This window comes from Halomonas sp. H33-56, assembly GCF_040147035.1.
Classification (GTDB): domain Bacteria; phylum Pseudomonadota; class Gammaproteobacteria; order Pseudomonadales; family Halomonadaceae; genus Halomonas; species Halomonas litopenaei.
In genome coordinates, this window is sequence record NZ_JAMSHP010000001.1 from 4,133,252 (window position 1) to 4,157,015 (window position 23,764).

At 63.4% G+C, this 23,764-nt stretch carries 18 protein-coding genes, 1 tRNA gene and 1 pseudogene; 3 read left to right on the plus strand and 17 right to left on the minus strand.

The window, feature by feature from the left end; genetic code table 11:
* Positions 1-19: 19 nt before the first annotated feature.
* From ileS to rplU, 9 genes and pseudogenes are all read right to left on the minus strand, one after another.
* Positions 20-2,866, minus strand: a complete 2,847-nt coding sequence (ileS, locus tag NFH98_RS17615; RefSeq protein WP_349623000.1) for an isoleucine--tRNA ligase — start codon at positions 2,864-2,866, stop codon at positions 20-22.
* 10 nt (positions 2,867-2,876) lie between these two features.
* Positions 2,877-3,929: a bifunctional riboflavin kinase/FAD synthetase gene (ribF, locus tag NFH98_RS17620; protein ID WP_108133523.1), complete on the minus strand. Its 1,053-nt coding sequence runs from the start codon at positions 3,927-3,929 to the stop codon at positions 2,877-2,879.
* 116 nt (positions 3,930-4,045) lie between these two features.
* Entirely contained in the window at positions 4,046-5,569 is a 1,524-nt protein-coding gene (gene murJ, locus NFH98_RS17625; protein ID WP_124805193.1) for a murein biosynthesis integral membrane protein MurJ, read from the minus strand.
* 345 nt (positions 5,570-5,914) lie between these two features.
* Complete coding sequence (rpsT, locus tag NFH98_RS17630) at positions 5,915-6,181, minus strand: 30S ribosomal protein S20 (RefSeq protein ID WP_045994444.1); 267 nt, start codon at positions 6,179-6,181, stop codon at positions 5,915-5,917.
* 392 nt (positions 6,182-6,573) lie between these two features.
* Positions 6,574-7,299, minus strand: a pseudogene (locus NFH98_RS17635) (SDR family NAD(P)-dependent oxidoreductase).
* Positions 7,300-7,506: 207 nt separating this feature from the next.
* Positions 7,507-8,649: a glutamate 5-kinase gene (gene proB, locus NFH98_RS17640; RefSeq protein ID WP_108133521.1), complete on the minus strand. Its 1,143-nt coding sequence runs from the start codon at positions 8,647-8,649 to the stop codon at positions 7,507-7,509.
* Positions 8,650-8,708: 59 nt separating this feature from the next.
* Positions 8,709-9,896: an Obg family GTPase CgtA gene (cgtA, locus tag NFH98_RS17645; protein WP_108133520.1), complete on the minus strand. Its 1,188-nt coding sequence runs from the start codon at positions 9,894-9,896 to the stop codon at positions 8,709-8,711.
* Between the two features lie 123 nt (positions 9,897-10,019).
* Positions 10,020-10,277 carry a 50S ribosomal protein L27 gene (gene rpmA, locus NFH98_RS17650; RefSeq protein ID WP_045994440.1) on the minus strand — a complete coding sequence of 86 codons (258 nt, stop codon included), beginning with the start codon at positions 10,275-10,277 and terminating at the stop codon, positions 10,020-10,022.
* A gap of 62 nt (positions 10,278-10,339) precedes the next feature.
* Entirely contained in the window at positions 10,340-10,651 is a 312-nt protein-coding gene (gene rplU / locus NFH98_RS17655) for a 50S ribosomal protein L21 (protein ID WP_045994439.1), read from the minus strand.
* A gap of 287 nt (positions 10,652-10,938) precedes the next feature.
* On the opposite strand from rplU, the gene ispB reads away from it, so the two are divergent.
* The 3 genes from ispB (at position 10,939) to NFH98_RS17670 (ending at position 12,974) form a co-directional block, all read left to right on the plus strand.
* Positions 10,939-11,937, plus strand: a complete 999-nt coding sequence (ispB, locus tag NFH98_RS17660) for an octaprenyl diphosphate synthase (protein ID WP_124805119.1) — start codon at positions 10,939-10,941, stop codon at positions 11,935-11,937.
* Between the two features lie 129 nt (positions 11,938-12,066).
* Positions 12,067-12,143, plus strand: a tRNA-Pro gene (locus NFH98_RS17665).
* A gap of 204 nt (positions 12,144-12,347) precedes the next feature.
* Positions 12,348-12,974 (plus strand): hypothetical protein, encoded by a 627-nt coding sequence (locus tag NFH98_RS17670; RefSeq protein WP_213230446.1) that lies wholly within the window; start codon positions 12,348-12,350, stop codon positions 12,972-12,974.
* Here the strand turns inward: NFH98_RS17670 and NFH98_RS17675 are convergent.
* The 8 genes from NFH98_RS17675 to katE all read right to left on the minus strand — a co-directional run bounded on the left by NFH98_RS17675 (position 12,971) and on the right by katE (position 23,510).
* A complete protein-coding gene (locus NFH98_RS17675) occupies positions 12,971-14,155 on the minus strand; it encodes an alpha/beta hydrolase (RefSeq protein WP_349623001.1) in 1,185 nt (394 codons plus the stop codon). The two genes, NFH98_RS17670 and NFH98_RS17675, sit on opposite strands and share 4 nt — an antisense overlap.
* Positions 14,156-14,267: 112 nt before the next feature.
* Positions 14,268-15,548 (minus strand): TRAP transporter large permease, encoded by a 1,281-nt coding sequence (locus NFH98_RS17680; RefSeq protein ID WP_108133517.1) that lies wholly within the window; start codon positions 15,546-15,548, stop codon positions 14,268-14,270.
* A gap of 1 nt (position 15,549) precedes the next feature.
* Positions 15,550-16,044, minus strand: coding sequence for a TRAP transporter small permease (locus tag NFH98_RS17685; RefSeq protein WP_045993609.1), 495 nt, complete (start codon positions 16,042-16,044; stop codon positions 15,550-15,552).
* 92 nt (positions 16,045-16,136) lie between these two features.
* On the minus strand, positions 16,137-17,120 hold the full coding sequence (locus tag NFH98_RS17690) for a DctP family TRAP transporter solute-binding subunit (protein ID WP_071211131.1): 984 nt from the start codon (positions 17,118-17,120) through the stop codon (positions 16,137-16,139).
* A gap of 95 nt (positions 17,121-17,215) precedes the next feature.
* The gene (locus NFH98_RS17695; protein ID WP_124805122.1) at positions 17,216-18,175 is read right to left on the minus strand and encodes a C-terminal binding protein; all 960 of its coding nucleotides are present in this window, start codon (positions 18,173-18,175) and stop codon (positions 17,216-17,218) included.
* 228 nt (positions 18,176-18,403) lie between these two features.
* Positions 18,404-19,189 (minus strand): IclR family transcriptional regulator, encoded by a 786-nt coding sequence (locus NFH98_RS17700; protein WP_071211132.1) that lies wholly within the window; start codon positions 19,187-19,189, stop codon positions 18,404-18,406.
* Between the two features lie 555 nt (positions 19,190-19,744).
* The gene (locus NFH98_RS17705) at positions 19,745-20,908 is read right to left on the minus strand and encodes a Fic family protein (RefSeq protein ID WP_222517069.1); all 1,164 of its coding nucleotides are present in this window, start codon (positions 20,906-20,908) and stop codon (positions 19,745-19,747) included.
* Positions 20,909-21,359: 451 nt separating this feature from the next.
* Positions 21,360-23,510, minus strand: a complete 2,151-nt coding sequence (katE, locus tag NFH98_RS17710) for a catalase HPII (RefSeq protein ID WP_213230428.1) — start codon at positions 23,508-23,510, stop codon at positions 21,360-21,362.
* Positions 23,511-23,764: the final 254 nt, after the last annotated feature.

Sequence of the window (23,764 nt, forward strand, 5' to 3'; positions counted from 1 at the left end):
GGTCGTGGAATCCGTGGCGTCAGGCATAGTGACGCACCTCGCCCGGACCGTCCGGCAGGTTGCTGACGCAGCGCGAACACAGGTCCGGGTGCTCGGGCAGCGAGCCCACATCGGGGCGATGGTGCCAGCAGCGCTCGCACTTGGCGTTGTCGCTGGCGCGCACCGCCACCTTGAGCCCTTCGACGTCGGTCTCGGCGGCATCGACTCCTTGGTCGAGCGGCGCCAGGTGGACCTCGCTGGTCAGCATCACGAAGCGCAGCTCGTCGCCCAGGCGCGAGAGCAGTTCGTCAAGCTCGTCGCTGACGTGCAGGGTCACCTCGGCGGCCAGGCTGCCCTTGATGGTCTTGGCGTTGCGGGCGTCTTCCAGGCACTTGTTGACCGCCTGCTTGACCGTCAGCACCCGCTCCCAGAAGTCACGGCCCATGCTGGCGTCGTCGCTGAGGGTGGACAGGCCTGTGTAGTAGGTCTCCAGCAGCACGCTGCGGCCTTCGGCCAGGCCCTTCTCGCCGGGAATGTTCTCGAAGATCTCCTCGGCGGTGAACGACAGGATCGGCGCGACCCAGCGCACCAGCGCCTGGACCACGTGATAGAGCGCGGTCTGGGCGCTGCGACGGGCCTGGGAGTCGGACTGGGTGGTGTACTGGCGATCCTTGATCACGTCCAGGTAGAAGCCGCCCAGCTCCCGCGCGCAGAAGCCGTGCACCTGCTGGTAGACGTCGAGGAAGCGGTACTCGTCGTAGGCCGTCTCGATGCGTGCCTGAAGTTGCGCGGCGCGGTCCACCACCCACTGGTCCAGCGCCAACATGTCGTCGAAGGCCAGGGCGTCACGCTCGGGGTCGAAGCCGTTCAGGTTCGCCAGCAGGAAGCGCGCGGTGTTGCGGATACGCCGGTAAACGTCGGCGGTGCGCTTGAGGATCTCGTCGGACACCGCCATCTCGCCGGAATAGTCGGTGGAGGCCACCCACAGACGCAGGATATCGGCGCCGAGCTTGTCCATTACCTCCTGCGGGGCCACCACGTTGCCCATGGACTTGGACATCTTGCGGCCCTGGGCGTCGACGGTGAAGCCATGGGTCAACAGGCCCCGGTACGGCGGGTGACCGTCGATGGCGCAGCCGGTCAGCAGCGACGAGTGGAACCAGCCGCGGTGCTGGTCCGAGCCCTCCAGGTACAGATCGGCACGCGGGCCGCTCTGATGGCCGTGGGGGTGCGAGCCGCGCAGCACGTGGCGGTGGGTGGTGCCGGAATCGAACCAGACGTCCAGGGTATCGGTGACCTTGTCGTACTGACTGGCCTCTTCGCCCAGAAGCTCGGCCGGGTCCAGGCGGAACCAGGCGTCGATGCCGCCGCGGTCGACCAGGTCGGCGACCTTCTCGGTCAGCTCCACGGTCTGCGGGTGCAGCTCGCCGCTTTCCTTGTGCAGGAAGAACGGGATCGGCACGCCCCAGTTACGCTGGCGCGAGATGCACCAGTCCGGGCGGTTGGCGATCATGCTGTGCAGCCGCGCCTTGCCCCAGCCCGGCGTGAACTCGGTCGCCTCGATCCCTTCGAGCGCACTTTCGCGCAGGGTGCGACCGTCATGGCCAGGGATGTCCATGCCGACGAACCACTGGGCGGTGGCCCGGTAGATCACCGGGGTCTTGTGACGCCAGCAGTGCATGTAGCTGTGGGTGATGGTCTTGTGAGCCATCAGCGCGCCGGCCTCGGACAGTGCTTCGACGACCTTCGGGTTGGCCTTCCAGATCAGCATGCCACCGAACAGCGGCAGGTCGTCGACGTAGACGCCGTCGCCCTTGACCACGCTGATGAAGTCACTGAAGTCCATGCCGTAGCGACGGCAGGAGTCGAAGTCATCGACGCCATGAACCGGCGCCGAGTGGACGATACCGGTGCTGCCCTCGTCGCTGGTCACGTAGTCGGCGAGATACATCGGCGCGGTACGCTCATACAGCGGATGACGGAACTCGATCAGCTCCAGTCGATCGCCACGCGCCGTGGCGATGACCTCACCGCTCAGGCCGAAGCGCTCGAGGCAGCTCTCGACCAGTTCCTCGGCCAGCAGCAACAGCCGCTCGCCGGTGTCGACCAGGGCATAGTTGAACTCCGGATGGACATTCAGCGCCTGGTTGGCCGGGATGGTCCAGGGGGTGGTGGTCCAGATGACCACCGCCGCGGGCTTGGGCAGGCTGTCCAGCCCGAAGGCGGCGGCCAGCTTGGCGTCGTCTGCGCAGGTGAAGGCTACATCGATGGCGTCGGACTTCTTGTCGGCGTACTCGACCTCGGCCTCGGCCAGGGCCGAACCACAGTCGAAGCACCAGTTGACCGGCTTGAGTCCCTTGAACACGTAGCCGCCCTTGACCATGTCGGCCAGGGCGCGGATCTCGCCGCCCTCGTTGGCGTACTCCATGGAGCGGTAGGGATTGTCCCAGTCGCCGACCACGCCCAGACGCACGAAGTCCTGAAGCTGGCCCTTGACCTGCTCGTCGGCGTACTCGCGACACAGCGCCCGGGCCTTTTCAGGCTCCAGGTGCTTGCCATGAGTGGTCTCCACCTTGTGCTCGATGGGCAGCCCGTGGCAGTCCCAGCCCGGCACGTAGGGTGCGTCGAAGCCCGCCAGGTTCTTCGACTTGACGATGATGTCCTTGAGGATCTTGTTGACGGCGTGACCGATGTGAATGCTGCCGTTGGCGTAGGGAGGGCCATCGTGCAGCACGAAGACCTCCTGGCCCTGGCGTGCTTCGCGCAAGCGCTGGTAAATGTCCAGCTTCTGCCACTGTTCGACCCGCGCCGGCTCGCGCTTGGGGAGCATGCCGCGCATGGGGAATTCGGTTTCTGGCAGATTCAGAGTGTGCTTGTAGTCGCTCATAGTCCTGGGGTCAGCCGTCGTCATGATCGGCGGGGGCCTGCCCCGCCGGGGAATCCTGGGTTGCGGCCTCGCGCGCACGTGGCGCCGATGCCAGAGGATAGGGTCGTGGGCCGTCAGGGTCCCGGGCAAACACTGCTCGCGCCCGGTCGATGTCGGCATATATCTGGGTCTTCAGCGCGGCGAAGTCCGCGAAGGTCTCTTCACCGCGCAGCTTGGCGCAGGGCACCACCGTCAGGCGTTTGCCATACAGGTCTGCCTGCATGTCCAGCAGATGCGCCTCCAGCACCGGACGCGGCGACCCTACCGTGGGCCGCCAGCCGATATTGACCACCGCGGGATGACGCTGGGACGCCTCGCCATCGCTGCCGTCGTGGATCTCCACCGTCGCCGCATAGACACCGCGCAGCACCAGCGGACCCGGCAGCAGCGGCAGGTTGGCGGTGGGCACACCGATGGTGCGCCCGCGCTGCTGGTCACGCACCACCCGGCCGCTGACGCGGTAAGGCCGGCCCAGCAGGCGCGCCGCCGCCTCGAAGTTGCCACAGGCCAGCAGGGTGCGCACCCGTGTGCTCGACACTCGATCATCGTCGATGCGAAAGGTCAGGGTGTGTTCGACGCTGAAGCCGCTGCTGCGGCCGGCTTCGGTCAGCAGGGCGAAATCACCGCGACGATCGCAACCGAAGCGGAAGTCGTCGCCCACCACCAGATGGCGTACGCCGAGCCCCTCCAGCAGCACCCGTTCGATGAATTCTGCCGCCGTCAGCTGGCGCAGCGATTCATTGAACGGCAGACACAGCACCCGATCGACGCCGCACTCCTTGAGCAGGCCGACCTTGTCGCGCAACCGCGTCAGGCGCGGTGGCGCCTGGTCGCCGGCAAAGTACTCGCGCGGCTGGGGTTCGAACACCACCACGGTCACCGGCAGTCCGCTGCGCGCCGCCTCGGCGTGGCACTGCTCAAGGATCGCCCGATGGCCCAGGTGCACCCCATCGAAGTTGCCGATGGTCGCCACCGTGCCACGGTGCTCCTCGCGCAGATTGTGCAGGCCTCGAATTACTTCCATGAGTCGGGTCACACCGAACCTAAAGGGAGTCGATTATAGCGAAGTGCGGGGCGCCGCGTCTTCCCACCGTCTGAAGGCGTCTGGGTGGGCAGACAGCTTTCTGACAAACCCCAGCCCTAACCCTTGAGCCGGAACTGGCGGACTCTGACTCCTGTCAGCCCCAGCCAGGCGAAGTACGCAAGCCCACCGGCCGCCACCAGCGCCGCCATCCACAGCACACGAGGCATGAGCCCCCAGCCGAGCCACTGGTGCCACTCCGGCGCCAGCAACACAAGCACCAGGCCCATGGCCACACAGCCGCCTCCGAGCTGCACGGCAAAGCGCCCCCAGCCGGGCTGGAAGCGCAGCACGCCCTGCCGGCGCAGCAGCCAGGCCAGCATCCCGGCATTGAGGAAGGCCGACAGTGCGGTGGCCAGCGCCAGCCCGGCGTGGGCCAGTGGCCAGATCAGGATCAGGTTGAACACCATATTGGCGACCATCGCGATGATACCGACCTTGACCGGCGTCTTGGTGTCCTGGCGGGCAAAGAACCCCGGCGCCAGCACCTTGATCAGCATGAAGGCGACCAGGCCGAGGGCATAGGCACGCAGGCTCATTGCCGCCATCACGATATCGTTGTCGGTCATGGCGCCGTAATGGAACAGCGTGATCAACAGCGGCTCGGCCAGCAGCGCCAGCGCCAGCGCCGCTGGCAGCCCCAGCAGCAGCACCGCTCGCAGCGCCCAGTCCAGCATCTGGCTGAAGTGCTCGGTGGACGCCTCGGCGTGGCGCCGCGACAGCGCCGGCAGGATCACCGTACCGATGGCCACGCCGAACACCCCCAGTGGCAGCTCCACCAGGCGGTCGGAATAGTAGAGCCAGGACACGCTGCCCGCCGCCAGCAGCGAGGCCAGGATGGTATCCAGCAGCAGATTGATCTGCGACACCGAGACTCCGAACAACGCCGGCGCCATCAGTCGAAGGATGCGCCGCACACCCTCGTGGGCGAAGTTGGGCCAGGGCCGGGGCATCAGCCCGAGCCTCACCAGAAAGGGCACCTGAAACAGCAGTTGCGCGGCACCGGCGATCAGCACGCCCCAGGCCAGCGCCATGGCCGGCTCGCTCATCATCGGCGTCAGCACCAGCGCCGCACCGATCAGCGACAGGTTCAGCAGCACCGGGGTGAAGGCCGGTACCGCGAAGCGATTCCAGGTATTGAGCACGCTGCCGGCGAAGGCGGTCAGCGAGATCAACAGCAGATACGGGAACGTCAGCCGAAGCATGTCGGTGGTCAGCGCGAGCTTGTCGGGATCTCGCGCAAAGCCAGGAGCAAACACCCAGGTCAACCAGGGCGCGGCGACGATAGCCAGGGCGGTAATCAGCGCCAGCACCGCCGCCAGGCTACCGCACACCGCATTGAGCAGTTCGCGTATCTCTTCGCGGGTGCGGGTGGTCGAGTACTCCGACAGCACCGGCACGAAGGCCTGATTGAAGGCGCCCTCGGCGAACAGCCGACGCATGAAGTTGGGGATCTTGAAGGCCACGAAAAAGGCGTCGGCGCCCTGTCCTGCACCCAGCAGGGTGGCGATCACCACGTCGCGCACCAGCCCCAGCACCCGGGACAGCATGGTCATGCTGCTGACCACCAACCCAGAGCGCATCAGGCCCCGACGCACGGGCGCCTTGGCGCCCCCCACCGAGGTGCCCGCTCCCTGCTCCAGGGCCTGATCAATGTCCTCATCCGAGGCCTGCTGTCGACGCTCGTCGGTCACGTCACTGATTCCTTGCTTGCGGGTTCCCTGCTCAATTCCCGGCTCGTTTGTCCGGCCCTCTTGTCCCACTGACATTCCCCGCCCTGTGGCTCTCCATCGCCCGGAGAAGGGCGACGAAGGGGCACCGGGGCGCCGCGGGTCATCAATTGGCAGGCACAAAAAAACCGGCCGTAGCCGGTTTTTCGCGTGCGCGACACGGACGCATCCGCGTCACGCCGAAAGCGCGGGACCGGCTTACGCAGCCAGCGCCTTGATGCGCTTGTTCAGACGGCTCTTGATGCGAGCGGCCTTCTTCTTGGACAGGGTGTCCTTGTCGGCGATGCGGTCGATGACCGGCTGTGCCGCCTTGAAGGCGTCCATTGCCTGAGCGTGGTCACCGCTGTTGATCGCCTTGATCACGCGCTTGACGTAAGTGCGGACCATGCTGCGCTGGCCTGCCTTCAGGACACGACGAGATTCTGCCTGACGGGCGCGCTTACGGGCTTGCTTGCTGTTAGCCACTGACTGTCTCCTTGGAGAAAGTTGTCGTCACCGTCGCACGATGACTTGATAACGTATTGATCCAACAGGGAAATAAAAAAATCCCCGTCGGCCTGGCCATCTGGCCGACCGCCATCGCAAGCACTGTCGCGAGGCAATCGTTACGGGCCGTGTCTGAGAGGATGGCGCATCCTATCATGTCAAGGTACTGCGCGCCAGCCTTTTAGGGCCTGGCGCGCCTGGCTCACTCCACCGACCCTGTGCCCGGCCAGCGGCGGCCAGCGCAGCGGTCATCGCGCCACTTGTCCCAACGCCACGGGCGCCTCAGGTCACCCCAGACGTCGCCGCCGCCATCATCACTCGAATCACTTCAGCTTCGACTGGATCATCTGCTTGACGAAGCGCTGACGCTCCTACAGCCGCAGCCCCTGGATCGCCTCCGCCAGATCATGAGCCTCTTCGCCCACGTGCCAGTAGAGCTGACGGCGAGTGCTGATCGCCTGGTAGGCGGCCTCCGCCACTTCCTTCGGGCCCAGAGTAATATCCTGCTCCGTGCACACCATGGAGTCAGGGTTGTTGGAGTTCATCGGTGTATTGATCAGACCGGGTTCGATGATCCCTACATAGATACCATCGGACTCCAGCTCGATACTCAGCGACTCGCCCAGCGACGTCACGAACGACTTGGTCGCACCGTACACGCTGAACATCGGCAGCCCGGTGATCGCCGACGCCGACGACGTCAGCAGGATGGCGCCTGCCTCGGACGCCATCACGTAAGGCAGCGCTTCCTTGATGATGTAGATCGTGCCCATGGCATTGATCAGGTTCATCATCTCGTACTTTTCGAGCTCGACGTCCTTGAACAGGCCACTCGCCTGAATCCCGGCATTGGAGTGGACGACATCGATCACTCCACCGCAGACGGTGGCGAACTACTCGATGGCGTCATGCACACCGGCACGACAGGAGACATCGCACTTGTAGGCAAACAGGTTCGCCTGCCCTTGCGCCTGCAGCTCGTTCAGCGCCTTGACGTTGATATCCAGGCCACCGACCTTGAAGCCCTTCTCCAAAAACAGCTTGACGACCTCAAAGCCGACGCCGGAACCAGCACCCGTTACCAGAATAGACTTCATCGACAACGCTCCCTCTTCTCCAAAGACCGCTGAGACCACGCACCAGGGCACGCTTCAGCTTCAAGGCTCACGCAACAGGACAGATGTCGCGCATGCGCCGCCGACAGCGGCTGCTGTCGGCGGCGCATAAGAGCACGGAGAAAAGACGGGAACCATATCCCTAAAGAGAGGTGCCAGCAGCAACAAGAAGCGCGCTACTGCCCTGGGTCAAGCCAGCACCACAAGATTGTCGCGGTGAATCAGCTCCGGCGCTTCCATATAGCCGAGCAACTCACAGATGCGACCGCTGGGCTGGCCGAGAATCTTGCGCGCGTCCTCGGCGTTGTAGTTGACCAGCCCCTTGGCGATCCGCTCACCCTGCTCGTCGACGCACAGCACCATATCGCCGCGCGCAAAGTCACCCGAGGAGGCCTTGACCCCCACCGGCAACAGCGACGAGCCACTGCCGCGCAGCACCCGTACCGCGCCGGCGTCCAGGGTCAGGGTACCGCGCACCTGCAGCTGGCCGGCGAGCCAGCGCTTGCGCGCAGCGATGGGGGCCCGGTCCGGCGTCAACAGGGTGCCCAGCCGCTCGCCATCGGCCAGCCGCTCCAGTACCCGGGGCTGGCGACCGCTGGCGATCACCGTGACCGCCCCGCTGCGCGCGGCCAGGCGCGCCGCGCGCACCTTGGTGGTCATGCCACCACGGCCCAGGGCGCCGCCGCCGCCGGCCACCGCCGCCAGGCGCGCATCGTCGGCGCGCCCCTCCTCGATCAGCCGGGCGCTGGGGTCATGACGCGGGTCGGCGTCGAACAAGCCCTCCTGGTCGGTCAGGATGACCAGCGCATCGGCCTCGAGCAGGTTGGCCACCAGGGCGCCAAGGGTATCGTTGTCGCCAAAGCGGATCTCGTCGGTGACCACGGTGTCGTTTTCGTTGATCACCGGCACCACCTTGAGGTCCACCAGCGTGCTCAGCGCCGAGCGCGCGTTGAGGTAACGCTTGCGATTGGACAGATCGTCGTGGGTCAGCAGAATCTGCGCGGTCACCAGACCGTGACGACCGAAGTGATTCTCGTAGGTTTCGGTCAGCACGTTCTGCCCCACCGCCGCAGCGGCCTGGAGCTCTCGCACCGATGACGGGCGAGCCCGCCAGCCGAGACGCACCATGCCTGCCGCCACGGCCCCGGAAGACACCAGCACCACCTCGATGCCGCGACTCGCCAGGGCGGCGATCTGATCCACCCAGCCACCGATGGCGGGGTCATCGAGGCCACGCCCGTCGTTGGTCAACAGGGCGCTGCCAATCTTCACCACCACCCGTCGCGCGCTGGACAGGGCGTCACGCCCCGGGACCCGCTCTCCGCTGTGCATCCTTTTCTCGCCCCGCTGCTCTGGCCGAACGGGGAGGCTGTCGACTCCCCTGACGACCGCTATTGAACGTATTCGACCTCGACGTCGTAGTCGTCGTCATCGAGATCGTCATCGTCGTCTTCGTCACGCTTGCGACGACGACCCAGGCGCGCCTCTGTCCTGGCCACCGCCTCATCTTCCATGCGCCGGCGCATCTCCTGCTCGCGCTCCATGGCCTCTTCATCCTCGTTCTCGAGGGTGCGCTGCTCGGTCAGCCAGCGATGGGCCGCCTGCACCAGTGCCTCGGTGCCGACGTTGGAGATCGCCGAGATACGAAAGACCGGGCCTTCCCAGCCGAGTCGACGCACGATCTCGTCGGCGGCAGCCTCACGCTCGTCCTCGGGCAGCAGGTCGAGCTTGTTGAGCACCAGCCAGCGCGGGCGCTCGGCCAGGGTCGGCGAGAACTCGCCCAACTCATGGATGATCGCCTCGGCGGCTTCCACCGGATCGGACTCATCGAACGGCGCCACATCCACTACGTGGAACAGCAGGCGGGTACGCGTCAGGTGCTTGAGAAAGCGCAGCCCCAGGCCGGCACCGTCGGAGGCACCCTCGATCAGCCCCGGCACGTCGGCCATGACGAAGTGCTCGTGCATGCCGAGCTTCACCACTCCCAGGTTCGGCACCAGGGTGGTGAAGGGGTAGTTGGCCACCTTGGGCTTGGCCGCCGACACCGAGCGGATCAGCGTCGACTTGCCGGCGTTGGGCAGGCCCAGCAGACCGACATCGGCCATCACCTTCATCTCCAGGCGCAGGTTGCGCCGCTCACCTTCGGTGCCCGGCGTGGTACGCCGTGGTGCCCGATTGGTGGAGGACTTGAAGTGAATGTTGCCGAGCCCACGGCGACCGCCCTGGGCCACCTGCACCACCTGGCCGATCTCGGTCACGTCGGCGATCACCTCGAGGGTATCCTCGTCGATCACCGTGGTACCCACGGGCACCTTGACGTGGAGATCCTCACCGGCGCGGCCGCTCATCTGGCGACCCTGGCCGGGCTGGCCGTTCTGCGCCTTGTAGAAGCGCTGATACTTGAAATCGATCAGCGTATTGAGGGCATCGTCACCGATCAGGTAGACGCTGCCACCATGGCCGCCATCGCCGCCATCCGGGCCGCCCTTGGGCACGTACTTCTCGCGCCGGAAGCTCAGGCAACCGTTACCTCCGTTGCCTGCCTCCACGATGATCGAGGCTTCGTCGACGAACTGCATCTATCACTCTCCTGGCGGATGCTTTCCACCATGATACAAGAAGGCCCCGCGCTTGGCGGGGCCTTCCGGGGCCTGTCGGCAAGCGAGTCACGCTCGCCGGCGGCCCATGGCGTTCGGGCGGTCTCAGGCAGAGACGACGCTGACGAACTTACGGTTCTTCGGACCCTTGGTCTCGAACTTGACCACGCCTTCGTCCAGAGCGAACAGGGTGTGGTCCTTGCCGATGCCAACACCGGTGCCGGCGTGGAAACGGGTGCCACGCTGACGCACGATGATGTTACCCGGGGTCACGGCCTGGCCACCGAACAGCTTGACGCCAAGGCGTTTGCTTTCACTGTCGCGACCGTTACGTGTGGAGCCGGCTGCCTTCTTATGAGCCATTGCAAAGTCCTCGCTCGTTGAGGGAATAGTCCGCTACGCATTCGCCCGAGGGCGAGGCGTATTTAGGCAGAAATTCCGGTGATTTTAACTTCGGTGAACCACTGACGGTGGCCCTGACGCTTCATGCTGTGCTTGCGGCGACGGAACTTGATGATAGTCACCTTCTCGCCACGGCCGTGGGCGACGATTTCGGCGCTGACCTTGGCACCCTCGACCAGCGGGGCACCAACGGTGACGTCGTCATCGTTGCCGACCAGCAGAACCTCGTCGAACTCGACGGTATCGCCGGTGGGGATTTCCAGTTTCTCGAGCTTCAGAGTCTGGCCTTCCTGAACGCGGTACTGCTTGCCACCGCTCTTGATCACTGCGTACATGCTGTTTCTCCAGAAACTCATCGGGGTTGGCTCTTGATCGACCTGCTTCGAGTGGCGCCCCTTTTGGCAGCCATCTGACAGGGAGCATGGATGAGTGGGCCGCGTATTATAGCGACACCCTCGCGTGGGCACAACCCGACAACCAGCGTCAAGTGGCGAGACCGGAAAAAACCCCGCGCGAGGCCGCCGCCGGGCGCTAATCGTCTTGACGCCCCCATGGGCGGCCCATAGCATGACCGGCAACCCAAGGCCCACGGCCTCCCTCACCTCCAGTCGAAGCCGCCTTCATGTCAGTCAACGCCACCCCGTCACCATCAGCAGCTCCTTCGCCGATTCACGCGGTGGTCGCCGACGACTTCGCCGCCGTCAACCAGACCATCCTCGACCAGCTCGCCTCGCGCATCCCGCTGGTGGAGACCATCGGCCAGTACATCATCGAAAGCGGCGGCAAGCGTCTGCGCCCCCTGCTGGTGCTGCTGGCGGCACGCGCGCTGGAGTATCAGGGCGATCGTCACATCACCCTGGCGACGCTGATCGAGTTCATGCACACCTCGACGCTGTTGCATGACGACGTGGTCGACGAGTCGCACATGCGTCGCGGCAAGGCCACCGCCAATGATGCCTGGGGCAACGCGCCCTCGGTGCTGGTCGGCGACTTTCTGTATTCGCGCTCGTTTCAGATGATGGTCGAGGTCGGCTCCATGCGCATCATGGAGGTGCTGTCCGCCGCCACCTGCACCATCGCCGAGGGCGAGGTTCAGCAGCTGACCAATGTGGGCAATCCCGACACCGACGAGGCCGCCTACTTCGACACCATCCTCGGCAAGACCGCGATGCTGTTCGAGGCCGCCTCCCACAGCGGCGCCATCCTGGCCGGCGCCGACGAACGCCAGGAACAGGCGCTGGCGCTGTACGGACGCTACCTGGGCCTGGCGTTCCAGCTGGTCGACGACCTGCTCGACTACGAAGGTGACGCCAAGGCCATGGGCAAGAACGTCGGCGACGACCTGGCCGAAGGCAAGCCCACCCTGCCGCTGATCCAGGCCATGGCCGCCGGCACCCCCGACCAGGCCCGCCTGGTGCGTCGCGCCATCCGCAAGGGCGGACTCGACCACCTCGACGAGGTGCTGGCCATCGTCAAGTCCACCGGCGCACTGGACTACACCCGCCAGAAGGCCGAAGAGATGGCCGCCAAGGCCCTGGCCGAACTCGACCATCTGCCGCCCTCGCCCTACCGCGACAGCATGGCCGAACTGGCCCGCCTGGCGGTGGAACGCAAGACCTGAAAATCACCGGGCAAGTGCCCTCAAGTGACGGGGAAGCTGGAAAAAAGTGGCTGACTCGGGCTCGCGAGGGTTGCATCATCCACACGGATCCGTATACTACGCATCCGTTGAGGGACACACCTCAAACATCGGAGTATAGCTCAGCTTGGTAGAGCGCTGCCTTCGGGAGGCAGAGGTCGTAGGTTCGAATCCTGCTACTCCGACCAAGAATTTAGTAAAGACGGCCACTTAGCTCATCAGAGCGGTGGCCGTTTTTCGTTGGACGCCCCCCTTCACCTCCCCACGTCTTGCAAGTCCGTCACCGCTGACCCACTCTTTCTAGATGCTCGACGCTGCACAATAAAGGCAGCGTCATACGTGGAGATCATGGATTCGATCTCGCCCTCCCCTAACCGACAAGGACCTCTCCCATGGAATGGATCTCCAGCCACGGTACCTTTCTGCAATTCATGACCAGCCTCGGCACTTTGGCGGTCTGGATCTTCTACGCTCAGTTGCTCTACGCCGGCTTCCGTCGCCAGCGGCGCCCCAAGGTGGTCATCAATCAGGTGATGGGCTTGTCCACCCAGGGCCGCTGCCTGATCAGCAACATGAGCGCCGAGGGCATCCATATCGAGACCGTCCAGGTGTGGCTGCACGAGAAGTGCGGAATACGCCGCTGCACCGTGTCGGAGGTGGATACCGACGAAAACGGAGATACCCCCACCTCCATCTCCAGGGGGACGCTGCAGGGTCCACTGCCATCTAACGCCCACCTGGATGCCGGCGAAATCGATAGTCTGGTGCGCCGGGCACGCGCCGCCGACATCGAGGACGAAGACAACACCCTGTGTGAGGGTGAAGACAGCGACTACGTGCTCGAGTTGCTGGTGCTGTACATCTACAGCTCCGCCCCCGGCATCATGGGGGCCAGCCGCTCCTTTGTGTTCGACGACAACGGACAGGCGCGCCCCCACCACCTGGAAACGCAACAACTCAGGGGCTACCGCGACCGCAAGCGCATGGCGCGCATCTATCGCAACTATCTGGACCGCTAATCCGTCGCCCGTCCAGGCTGCCCTTCGCCACCGCCGAGAAACAGTAATGTCTCGGCAAATAGCTGAGGGGCATGCTTTTCCAGATTAAGAAAGTGCGATCCCTCTCCAATCACCACATAGCGCTTTTCCTCAGCTGCCAGCTCTGCGAAAAGCCCTCTGGCATCAGCGTCGGTCGCCGTAGGGTCGTCATCGCCGCGAATAACCAGCGTCGGTACGCTGATGCGCGAAGCCTCATAGATCGGTCGCGCATTGAAGATCTCCCACAGATCAACCAGAACGCCGTTAGGCGCCTTGACGACGTCGGAATCCTCGGCGGGCTCCATAGCCAGCATCTCGTCAAACCAGCGGTCGAAAACCGCCCGATCACGCCACTGTTCAAGTGCCTCGGGCGGGATCTGGTTGGCCCAACGCTGGTCTGCCTGCTCTCGATTCACTGTCCGGTAGGCGCCCACGTCGGCCAACTTGCCAGGATCATTCGCATCGGCCAGGCTGCTGGTCCAGTTCTGGTTACGATGGCTATAGACCGGCGCGAACAGCACCAGGCGATCCACCTTTTCATCGTTACGCGCCGTGTACATGCCACTGGTGACGGTACCCCAGGACCAGCCCACCAGATTGACCCTGTCGACTTCAGTGCGCTCGCGAATGAAATCGATGACACCCTCCATATCGTCGATGACCGTCTCTGCCCGCGCGAAAGGTGCGTTGTCTTCAGAGGGCTGCGCCATCACCTCCGGCCGAGTCGAATTGCCATACCCCCGCTGATCAAGGTAGTAGGTGGCAAAGCCTGCCTCCGCGGTGTGATCCATCCAGCTCTTGCCGTCTGCCAGGTCGGTGTCGAAGGAAATGCCGGGATAGGTGGCACCGTGAACAAACAGCACCGCCTCGGACATGTCGGCGGGCGACACTCCATCAGGCAGACGCTCCCTGACATAGAGCTCGATGGCATCGTCCACAGAGCTCTTGATGCGGTGCTCCTGCATGACGGTTTGAGCCAGAAGCGACATCGGGGCAAGCATAGTGGCGAACGTAGTGAAAACGAGGGCGGTTCTGCACGAGGCGAGCATGAGCATCTCCTTGTCATTGGCGGTCACTGAACCGACAGGAGAAGCATAGACGGCGAACTCAGCGGCAACCGCTAGACCTTGGGCAAGGGCCGGAGCGCCCGATATGCCAGCCATCCGCTGCCCCTTGGCATGCGCTTCGCCCCTGTCTCCCGAGGCCTGGCCGGCAGCGGAAGACGGGGGCGATAAAGGCGTTGATGGACAGCGTGTGCGACTTACGATGCCACGCTCAATTGAACACCGACAGCAATACCAGCGACAGCTGCGGTACGTAGGCGATCACCAGCAAGGTCAGGATCATCACGATCACGAAGGGCACGATGCCCTTGATCACGGTGCCAAGCGAGGCATTGCCGATGCGCGAGGCCACGAACAGATTGATCCCCAGCGGTGGCGTGATGAAGCCGATGGCCAGGCTGACCACCATGACGATGCCGAAGTGCACTGGATCGATACCCATGGAGGTCGCCACCGGATAGAGAATCGGTGACAGCACCAGAATCGCCGGGGTGGTATCCATGACGCAGCCCACCAGCAGCAGCATTACCAGGATGACCAGCAGCAACACCGCAGGGCTCGACGAGAACTGCAGCATGAAGTCGGCGATCGCCACCGGGATCTGCTCGATGGTCAGGATGCGGGCGAAGGTCGAGGCGCAGCCCAGGATCACCATCACCGTGCCGGTGGTGGCGCAGGACCCAGCGATGGTCTTGAAGATATCCCGGGGCGACAGCTCGCGATGGATGAACACCCCACAGACAAAGGCGTACACCGCCGCCACCGCCGCCGCCTCGGTGGGAGTGAAGATGCCCGCGTAGATGCCCCCCAGGATAATCACCGGATTGAGCAGCGCCCACTTGGCCTCCCACACCAGGCACAGGGTCTTGCGCCCATCGAAGGGGGTATCATCGCCCTTCCAGCCCATCTTGCGGGAATAGAAGTAGGCGTAGGTGATCAGCACCAGACCAATCAACAGCCCCGGCAGGACACCGCCGAGGAACATGTTGGAGATCGAGGTGCCGGTGGAGACCCCGTAGAGCACCATCGGGATCGAAGGCGGAATGATCACGCCGATACTGCCGGCCGCCGCCACCAGCGCCAGCACGAAGGACTTCGAGTAGCCGGCCTCGAGCATGGTCGGCACCACCATGGACCCCACCGCTGCAACCGTGGCCGGGCCCGAGCCCGATACCGCGGCAAAGAACATGCACACCACCACGGTGACGATGGCAAGCCCCCCGGTGAAGCGACCAAAGAAGGCCGAGGCCACCCCGAGAATCCGCCGCGACACGCCGCCGGCCCCCATCAGGTCGCCGGCCAGAATAAATAGCGGTATGGCCATGATCGGAAAGCTATCGGTGGCCGATACCAGGGTCTGGGCCACATAGAGCTCGGACAGGGTGCCGAAGGACAGGATGGTCACCACACAGGACAGACCGATGGCGATGCCCACAGGGACGTTCAGGATCAACAATACCACCAGGCTCAAGAACAATACCGTCGCGGTCATCTCACACCTCCTTGTCGTGTACGGCGTCGGGATGCGCAAGCCGCCAGCGAATGCTCTGCACCTGGCGCAGGGTGGTCAGCGCAAAGCCGACGAAAGGCGCCGCGTAGACCACCCACATGGGAACACCGATGGCCGGGGAGGCCTGGCCGAGCATCAGCTGGCGCTCTATGACCGCCCAGCTGGTCCAGACCACATAAAGCGCGAAGGCCAGAAACAGCAGGTCCCCCAGGATGACCACCCAGTGACGCGCCGAGCGTGGGAACAGCTTGAGCGCCGCGTCGATCTTGATATGCCGCATTTCCCGGGCGCCGTAGCTGATCCCAAGATAAATCAACCAGATAAAGAAGTAGCGCGCGAGCTCCTCGGACCAGGACAGCGACGCGCCCATGATGTATCGCATGAACACCTGCACCGCGAGCAATAGCGTCATCGCGGACATCAGCGCCACGCAGATCGAGATCTCCGCGTACTCATCGAGCCATCTCACAAGTTTCATCCGCTCTCTCCCTGGCAGCGGGGTGATGACAGAAGTCGGCAAGGCTACAGCGAAGCGCCCGCGTGCGGCGGGCGCCTTCTGGCCTCATCGGGTCATGGCTTCAACAGCTCGTCGAGGTACTCGGGATGCTCCATCTTCGATTTGACCAGCGAATAGATGTCGGCCTCGACGGCGGCATCACGCCACAGCTCCTTCTGCTCCGGGGTAATCTCGGTCACCGTCACCCCCTGATCGGCAAACTTGTCGAGGATCTCGCCTTCCAGCTGCTGGGAGCGCTCGCGCTGGTAGGTCGTCATCTCGTCGATGGTGGCGTCGAGTGCCTCACGCAGGGAGTCGTCGAGGGCGTTGTACCTGTCGAGGTTCATGAACACCAGGTAGGGCGTATAGACGTGCTGGGTCAGCGACACATGGTCCTGCACTTCCTGGAAGCGATTGCCGTCGATGATGCCCAACGGGTTTTCCTGGGCGTCCACCGTCCCCTGCTGCAGCGCGGTAAACAGCTCGGTGAAGGCCATCGGTGTCGGATTCGCACCGTAGGCGCGCCAGGCCGCCAGATGGACCTCATTCTCCATGGTCCGCACCTTCATGCCGTCCAGATCAGCCGGTTCGGCCACCACCTTGCCGCTATCGGTGAAGTTGCGAAAACCGTTCTCCCAGAACGCCAGCCCCTTGAGACCCTTGCTTTCCAGCGACTCGAGGAGCTTGTCGCCGACCTCGCCGTCCAGGGCGCTGTAGGTGGCCTCCGTCGACAGGAACAGGAAGGGAGCATCGAACACGTACAGGTCCGCAAACAGCGTGGCCATCGGACTGGTCGAGGAGATACCGATGTCGATATCACCGAAGATGGTGCTTTCCACCACCACCCTGTCATCGCCTAGCTGGTTATCCGGGAACAGCGTGATCTCGAGCTCGCCGTCGGTCCGCTCTTCAACCAGGCGCTTGAACTCGACACTGGCGTCCTTGGCCGAGGTCGAGGTCACGCTGGACATGCGCAGCGTTTCGGCCTGAGACAGCGCCGGGGTCATCGCCAGTGCCGCGGCGATCAGGGACAGCTTCATTCTGGAGAGTCTTGGCATGAGGTCTTCCTTTGTTGGTGTTGTTGGCATTGAAGAGCACGGGCAGCAAGGCGCCCGTCGTCACAGCAATCCTGCATCCGCTTCTCGAGGGTTCGTCACGCGAGCCGATTGACGGCCCAGTACACAGCCTCCCCTCTGGCAAAGCGCACCGCCTCCTCGGCCACCTTGCGCTTGAGCTCGGCAGCCGCGTCCTCGGAATACCAGGCCATGTGCGGTGTGATCAGACAGCTTGGCTGGGCCCACAACGGGCTATCGGGTTCCAGCGGCTCCCGTTCAGTGGTGTCGAGTCCTGCTCCGGCGACGTGACCGGAGGCGAGCGCCTCGGCCAGTGCCACCTCGTCGATGATCCCGCCTCGTGAGGTGTTGACCAGCAAGACCCCGGGCTTCATCGCGGCCAGTGTCCCTGCGTCGATCAGGTGACGGGTGTCCTCCGTCAGCGGGCAGAACACCGCCACCACGTCGGCCCGTCCGTAGAGCGAATCGAGTTCGACGGCTTCGATATAGTCGGTGCCATCCTCGGCACTGGGGCGGTAGAAGGCGTCGTAGCCGATGACACGGAAACCGAGGGCGTTGACTTTCCGAGCGTACAGTCGACCAATCCGTCCCAGGCCGATCAGACCCACCGTCTGAGTCGACTGCCGCCGCAATGGAATGGCTTCGACGTAGTCCCAGCGACCCTGGTGACAGGCAAGGTTCATCGGCACCAGCTTGCGCGTGAGCGCTAGCGTCAGCGCCAGGGCATGGTCGGAGACCTCGTTCATGCCGTAGTCGGGTACGTTGCATACCTGCACCCCGGCGTCGGTGGCCGCCTCGAGGTCCACGTTATTGACGCCGACACCGTAGCGCACGATCAGCTTGAGTCGTGGCAGTGCCTCGAGCACCCGACGGGTGAAGGGGGCGTACTGGTTGAGCGCGATGTCCACGTCAGTAAGCTGATCGACCAGATCCTGCTCGCTGCGACAGGCCAGCATCGGTGCGTCGAATCCAGCGGAAGCCAGGATGTCCCGCTCGATGTCATGATCGGCGTGATCCAGATCGGAGAAGACAATGTTCATGGCAGGTGTCCTTTTCAAGATCCCAGGCAACCACTGTCCACAGGCGAAACGGCCTCTCTGACATCGTCAGAGACAGGTGATGCCAGCATCATCGGTGGTCCTTTCATGTCATCCCCGGCGCTGCAGGGGCCGGTATCGACCAATACGTCCATCTCACGCTCCGGTGTGGGTGGTGGCTGCCAGGCACAGAGCGTCACGCGCGATCGCGCCTGGACGCGATGCTGCTTGCTAACTTTCACCACGAAGGGCCCGCGAGATGGTGTCGGCGGTGCGTTTTACCTGGGGGCCCAGGGCTGCCATGCGGTCTCTCGGCATAAAGCTGATGACACTGGTGACACTGACGGCGGCCACGGCGTTATCGACATGATTCTTGACCGGCGCCGAGACACAGCGGATGCCGTACTCGTTTTCTTCCCAGTCGAAGCTCCAGCCGCGCACGTCGGCTTCCTTCAGGTCGCGACGGACCTCCGCGAATGACTTGAGTGCAGGAGCATCCTCGCGAGGCCTGGCTACCCGCTGCACGGCGGCATAGTAGGCAGGCCAGCTGGAGGGATCCTTCGATGCCAGCATTGCCTTGCCCAGGGCAGTGGCCAGCGCCGGCATGCGCCCTCCGGTGCGCGAGCGCATCTCAAGAGTCCGCTTGCCCGGCAACTTGCACAGGTAGAGCACATCGCCACCGTCGAGCACCCCGAAGTGCACGGTATCCCGCGTCTGTTCGGCCAGCGCCTCAAGGTACGGCCTGGCAATATCGACCAAGGGCTGCTGCTCCGCCGCCCGTTCGCCCAGCTCGATCAACTTCGCCCCGAGGTAGTAGCCCTTGTAGGGCACCTTGTGCAGGTAGCCGTCTCTGACCAGGCAGGACAGGGAACGGGCCACCGTACTGCGGGGGAGCTGCATCGCCTGGGACAGCGCCTTGATCGTGGAAATACCACGCCCGACGCACTGCAGCACTTCGAGCCCTCGACTCAGGGTCTGGGTGCCGGAGCGGTCTTTTGGGGGAATCAGTTCATCCATGGCGCCTCCTTGATTCATCCCATTCAAGGCAAGGCCCCATACACGGTCAAATAGTCAACCAATCCGCCACATAGTGAGTCACTTGAATAAGTAACTAACGGAAACAGCAACAAAAAACCGCCAACTTCGTGAAAGTGGCGGTGGCAGAAAAAACAACGTCTCACCGATCAGTACGTCATCGCCGATATCTCTTGCAAGACATCTCCTGATGACTCAACCAAGGTCGATATCAGCTCGGGCAATGATGCGCACTTCAGGCAATTTATTTAGCTTGAGGGAACCGTCTTTACTCCTGCACCTTTCATCCAGGTGACGCTTACACCGGCTGATGCTTGCACTCAGGGTCACCAGTGGTGCGCTTGAGCGGAGTCGAAGAAAAAAATGTGGCGGTCTCAACGAGTTATTATCGCTATTGGGGAAAGGCCAAGCTAGCTGTCGACAACGTGCCTTACCGAGGTCGAGAGGGCGGCACCCCGTCTCCTACCGTTCCCCGCAACCGCGGGTCTCAGCAGTATGGCTCGGCACTCCTTCTCCTCGTGTCATTACGGCGAACACCTACTCCCCGCTGTCCTGATGAAACCGTTCCGGTACCTGATAGCGCGTGCTGCGGCCACCTCCTGGAAGCTTTACCAAGCAACCCTTCTCGACCAGCCCTGCGAGATGACGGGTGGCAGTTGCCTTACTGACCTTGGCGACTTTCTGGTACTGCGACGCACTGATGCCGTGTTCGAAGCCTCTCTCACCGCCATCCAGCAGGCGGTTCAACACCTTCACCTGCTCAGGCAACAGGCCGGCCGCCCTGAAGTGCTGCCAGAAACGGGCCTTGGCCAACGTCCGATCGACCTTCCCCAGGACATCCAACAAGGTGGCATCCAGCGTCTCCAGGAACCAGACAAGCCAGGCCGTCAGGTCAGGCGTGCCACACTGGTTCGCTTCCAGGCGCCGATAATAGTCAGCGCGGCGCTCCAGGATGGCAGCCGACATGGCATACAGGCGGATACTCTGCTGATCCGCCTGCGCCAAGGCGCGATCAGCGATAGCCCGGGCAATTCGACCATTGCCGTCTTCAAATGGATGCAGTGTTACAAACCAGAAGTGTGCCAGGCCCGCTCGAACCAGGGGATCCAACTCGGGGTCATGACGGCTGGACGCGAACCAAGTGAGGAACTGATCAACCTCATGTTCCAACCCCTCTCGCGGCGGCGCTTCGAAATGCACCTTGGGTCGATCGAGGCGACCCGAGACCACCTGCATGGGCTCCACTCCGCGCCACTGCCCGGGCCTTAACGTCGTAAGCCCCGCGTCAGCATCAGGGAACAACCACCGATGCCACTGAAACAGCCTGGTGGTGTCCAGCGGCGTGTCAGGCTTGAAGGTGGCATCCAGCATCAACTCCGCCAGGCCTTCAGCACGTGGTGAGGTAGCCCCCTCCGGCTCCTCCACACCAAGGCGTCGGGCCAAGGAAGAGCGAACTGACACCACGTTCAGACGCTCTCCCTCGATGGCCGAAGAGGTAACGATGCTCTGCAGTAGCGTATCCAGGGCGGCTCTTGCCTCAGCGTCCTGGTCATCCGCGGATGTCAGAGCCCACGAGCGTCCCAGCAAGATGCCGAGATCCCTCCAGCATGCCTGGACCCGCGGCTGAATCTCGGCCGCGTGCCAGGTGAAGTTCGGCCAGTCAGGATGCTGCCAGATCCATGTCGAGGCGTGATCGGTCATGCCAGGCCTCCAAGAAGGCGGAGGAGCCGAATGACAACGATATTCGACTCGCATTGTGAGCCGAATAATGATTGGTTTCGGCTCAGCTGGCAAGTCTGGGAGTCATAAGGCCTCGGCGACCATGAGGACAGGTTTCAGATCAGGCCACCCAATCCAAAGGTGGTCAAAGGTGGCCCTCATGGCGGCCCGGGGAGCGATGCCCCGCTGCATGAGGCGGCGTGCCGTCCACGAATACAGGGCATGGGTAAGACCGGCCAATAGCCCCAACAGCAAGCCGTGGATCAGGTCCGATCGGCGGATGGCCTATGGATAACGCGACACGGCGTACTTCTTCCTGAAGATCCGCGCCGCATTTCCCGGCAAAATGCGATGAACCCAAAAAAAGCCCCCGAGTCTCCTCGGGGGCTGCTGTGCTGACCGCCAGTTCAAAGGGGTCTGCCATCGCCGGACCTCAGGCCGGCATGTCGTTGGCCTTGGCGTCGCGCGACCAGACCCGGTGGCCACGAATCGCCTCCTGGAAATCGGCGTAGAGATCGTCCACGGTCTGCGCCGAGAACACGCCGTCTTCCGGCACCTCGATGCCAGCCGCCTGCAGCACATTGGCACCGTCGCCGAGTGCAGCGATCGGCTTGAGGTGCTTGTAGGCCTCCTGCACGTAGTAAAGCCCCAGGCCGGAACCCGCCAGCGCCTTGACACTGTCATCGCCAGGGGCCACCGCCACGGCGTCCAGAGTCACCGACGGCAGTCCGTTGAGCATGGCATCCGGGGTCAGGGTGCCGCCTTGAACGGTCGCCACGGGCGCCATCGACGGCGCGATGATGAGCCCCTGGGCCCCCTCGGCTTCCAGGCGCTTCTGCAGCGCTTCCACCTGGTCACCGTCGACCCCGTCGGCGGCCAGGATCGCCACCTTGCGATAGCGAATATCCGGCTGACCGCGATGCATCAAACTAAGCGCCGAGGAGGCGTCCAGCGACGTGGTGCCCAACTCTTCCGAGGGTGCCGGCGGATGCTCCGGCGGCTTGACACCATGCACCTCGCCTACTCGGCGCGCGAGCTCCATGTCGATATTGGGCAGGATCTCCTTGATCACCCGCTCACGGATCCACGGACGCTCGACCTTGGACAACTCGAAGGCGTAAGCGGCGATGATGTGCTCTTTCTCGACGTCACTCTGGCTATGCCAGAACAACCTGGCCTGGGAGTAGTGGTCGCCGAAGGACTCGCTGCGCGCCCTGACCTTGTGGGCATCGATGCGCTCCTGATAGCTCTCGAAACCGCCGTTTTCTTCCGCCGGCGGGGTCTCCCGGGGCCAGCCATCCTCGATCGAGTTGGGTTCGTAGGAAACCTGGCCCTTGTTGATGGTCTGACGGTGCGGAGCGTCGCGCTGGTGATTGTGGAACGGGCACACCGGCTGGTTGATCGGGATCTCGTGGAAGTTCGGGCCACCCAGACGCAGCATCTGGGTATCCAGATAGGAGAACAGGCGCCCCTGAAGCAGCGGATCGTTGCTGAAGTCGATGCCGGGCACCACATTGCCGGGGTTGAAGGCGACCTGCTCGGTCTCGGCAAAGTAGTTGTCCGGGTTGCGATCCAGCACCATCTTGCCGATGGGAGTCACCGGCACCTGCTCCTCGGGAATCAGCTTGGTCGGATCGAGGATATCGAAGTCGAAGGCATGCTCGTCTTCTTCCTCGACCACCTGAATGCCGAGCTCCCATTCCAGGGCATCGCCATTCTCGATGTCGCCCCACATCTCGCGGCGGTTGAAGTCTGGATCACGACCCCACAGCTTCTGGGCCTCGTCCCAGATCAGCGAGTGGGTGCCCGCCAGCGGCTTCCAGTGGAATTTGACGAAGCGGGCCTTGCCTTGTCGATCGATCAGCCGGAAGGTGTGGACGCCGAAGCCTTCCATATAGCGGTAGTGCCGCGGGAAGGCCCGGTCGGACATGGTCCACAGCACCATATGGGCGCTCTCGGGCATCAGCGAGACGAAGTCCCAGAAGGTGTCGTGGGCCGACTGCCCCTGGGGAATCTCGTTGTGGGGCTCGGGCTTCACCGCGTGCACGAAGTCGGGAAACTTCATCGCGTCCTGAATGAAGAACACCGGCATGTTGTTGCCCACCAGGTCCCAGTTACCCTCGTCGGTGTAGAACTTGGTGGCAAAGCCGCGCACGTCGCGCACGGTGTCATTGGACCCGCGCCCGCCCTGCACGGTGGAAAAGCGCACGAATACCGGCGTCTTCTTGCCGGTATCCTGAAACAGTCCCGCCTTGGAGTACCTTGCCGCCGCCTCATAGGGCTGAAAGTAGCCGTGGGCCGCCGCACCGCGGGCATGGACGATACGCTCGGGAATGCGCTCGTGATCGAAGTGATTCATCTTCTCGCGGAAGATGAAGTCTTCCATCAGCGTCGGGCCGCGCTCGCCGGCCTTCAGCGAATTGTGGTTGTCCGCGATCCGGGTGCCCTGGTTGGTACGCAGGTCATGCCCGGTCGCATCACTGCGATAAGTCTCGAGATTGTCGGACTTGCTGTTGGCGTCGGTACGACGCTCAGTGTCATGAGCCTCGTCTCGATTCGGTTGGGTGTACGGATTCTTCGCCATGACAAACACTCCGTTGTTTGCTCGGGAAATGAGCCTTCCACGCCACCAGGCGTGGGCCGTCATCGGTCCGGTCGGCGCCAACTACCAGTCACACCGCCAAACAAGCCATTCCCTTATAGGCAAGAGATCTGCAACTCTCAAACCTTCATCGAAGCACCCTTTTATGCAAAGAAACGAAACACCTCTTCTATATCAGCAAGTTAAACCTTATACATAGAGTTAACAAAAGTTAGACTCTTACATACGCACACCTG

What these genes read in the sequence shown, in the direction of transcription:
- ileS (WP_349623000.1), bottom strand. Translation starts at nt 2,866, where the DNA reads ATGAGCGACTACAAGCACACTCTGAATCTGCCAGAAACCGAATTCCCC.
- NFH98_RS17670 (WP_213230446.1), top strand. Translation starts at nt 12,348, where the DNA reads ATGGAATGGATCTCCAGCCACGGTACCTTTCTGCAATTCATGACCAGC.
- katE (WP_213230428.1), bottom strand. Translation starts at nt 23,510, where the DNA reads ATGGCGAAGAATCCGTACACCCAACCGAATCGAGACGAGGCTCATGAC.
- NFH98_RS17695 (WP_124805122.1), bottom strand. Translation starts at nt 18,175, where the DNA reads ATGAACATTGTCTTCTCCGATCTGGATCACGCCGATCATGACATCGAG.
- proB (WP_108133521.1), bottom strand. Translation starts at nt 8,649, where the DNA reads ATGCACAGCGGAGAGCGGGTCCCGGGGCGTGACGCCCTGTCCAGCGCG.
- murJ (WP_124805193.1), bottom strand. Translation starts at nt 5,569, where the DNA reads ATGCGCTCTGGGTTGGTGGTCAGCAGCATGACCATGCTGTCCCGGGTG.
- NFH98_RS17685 (WP_045993609.1), bottom strand. Translation starts at nt 16,044, where the DNA reads ATGAAACTTGTGAGATGGCTCGATGAGTACGCGGAGATCTCGATCTGC.
- NFH98_RS17690 (WP_071211131.1), bottom strand. Translation starts at nt 17,120, where the DNA reads ATGCCAAGACTCTCCAGAATGAAGCTGTCCCTGATCGCCGCGGCACTG.
- NFH98_RS17700 (WP_071211132.1), bottom strand. Translation starts at nt 19,189, where the DNA reads ATGGATGAACTGATTCCCCCAAAAGACCGCTCCGGCACCCAGACCCTG.
- NFH98_RS17680 (WP_108133517.1), bottom strand. Translation starts at nt 15,548, where the DNA reads ATGACCGCGACGGTATTGTTCTTGAGCCTGGTGGTATTGTTGATCCTG.
- ribF (WP_108133523.1), bottom strand. Translation starts at nt 3,929, where the DNA reads ATGGAAGTAATTCGAGGCCTGCACAATCTGCGCGAGGAGCACCGTGGC.
- ispB (WP_124805119.1), top strand. Translation starts at nt 10,939, where the DNA reads ATGTCAGTCAACGCCACCCCGTCACCATCAGCAGCTCCTTCGCCGATT.
- NFH98_RS17675 (WP_349623001.1), bottom strand. Translation starts at nt 14,155, where the DNA reads ATGGCTGGCATATCGGGCGCTCCGGCCCTTGCCCAAGGTCTAGCGGTT.
- cgtA (WP_108133520.1), bottom strand. Translation starts at nt 9,896, where the DNA reads ATGCAGTTCGTCGACGAAGCCTCGATCATCGTGGAGGCAGGCAACGGA.
- rplU (WP_045994439.1), bottom strand. Translation starts at nt 10,651, where the DNA reads ATGTACGCAGTGATCAAGAGCGGTGGCAAGCAGTACCGCGTTCAGGAA.
- rpmA (WP_045994440.1), bottom strand. Translation starts at nt 10,277, where the DNA reads ATGGCTCATAAGAAGGCAGCCGGCTCCACACGTAACGGTCGCGACAGT.
- NFH98_RS17705 (WP_222517069.1), bottom strand. Translation starts at nt 20,908, where the DNA reads ATGACCGATCACGCCTCGACATGGATCTGGCAGCATCCTGACTGGCCG.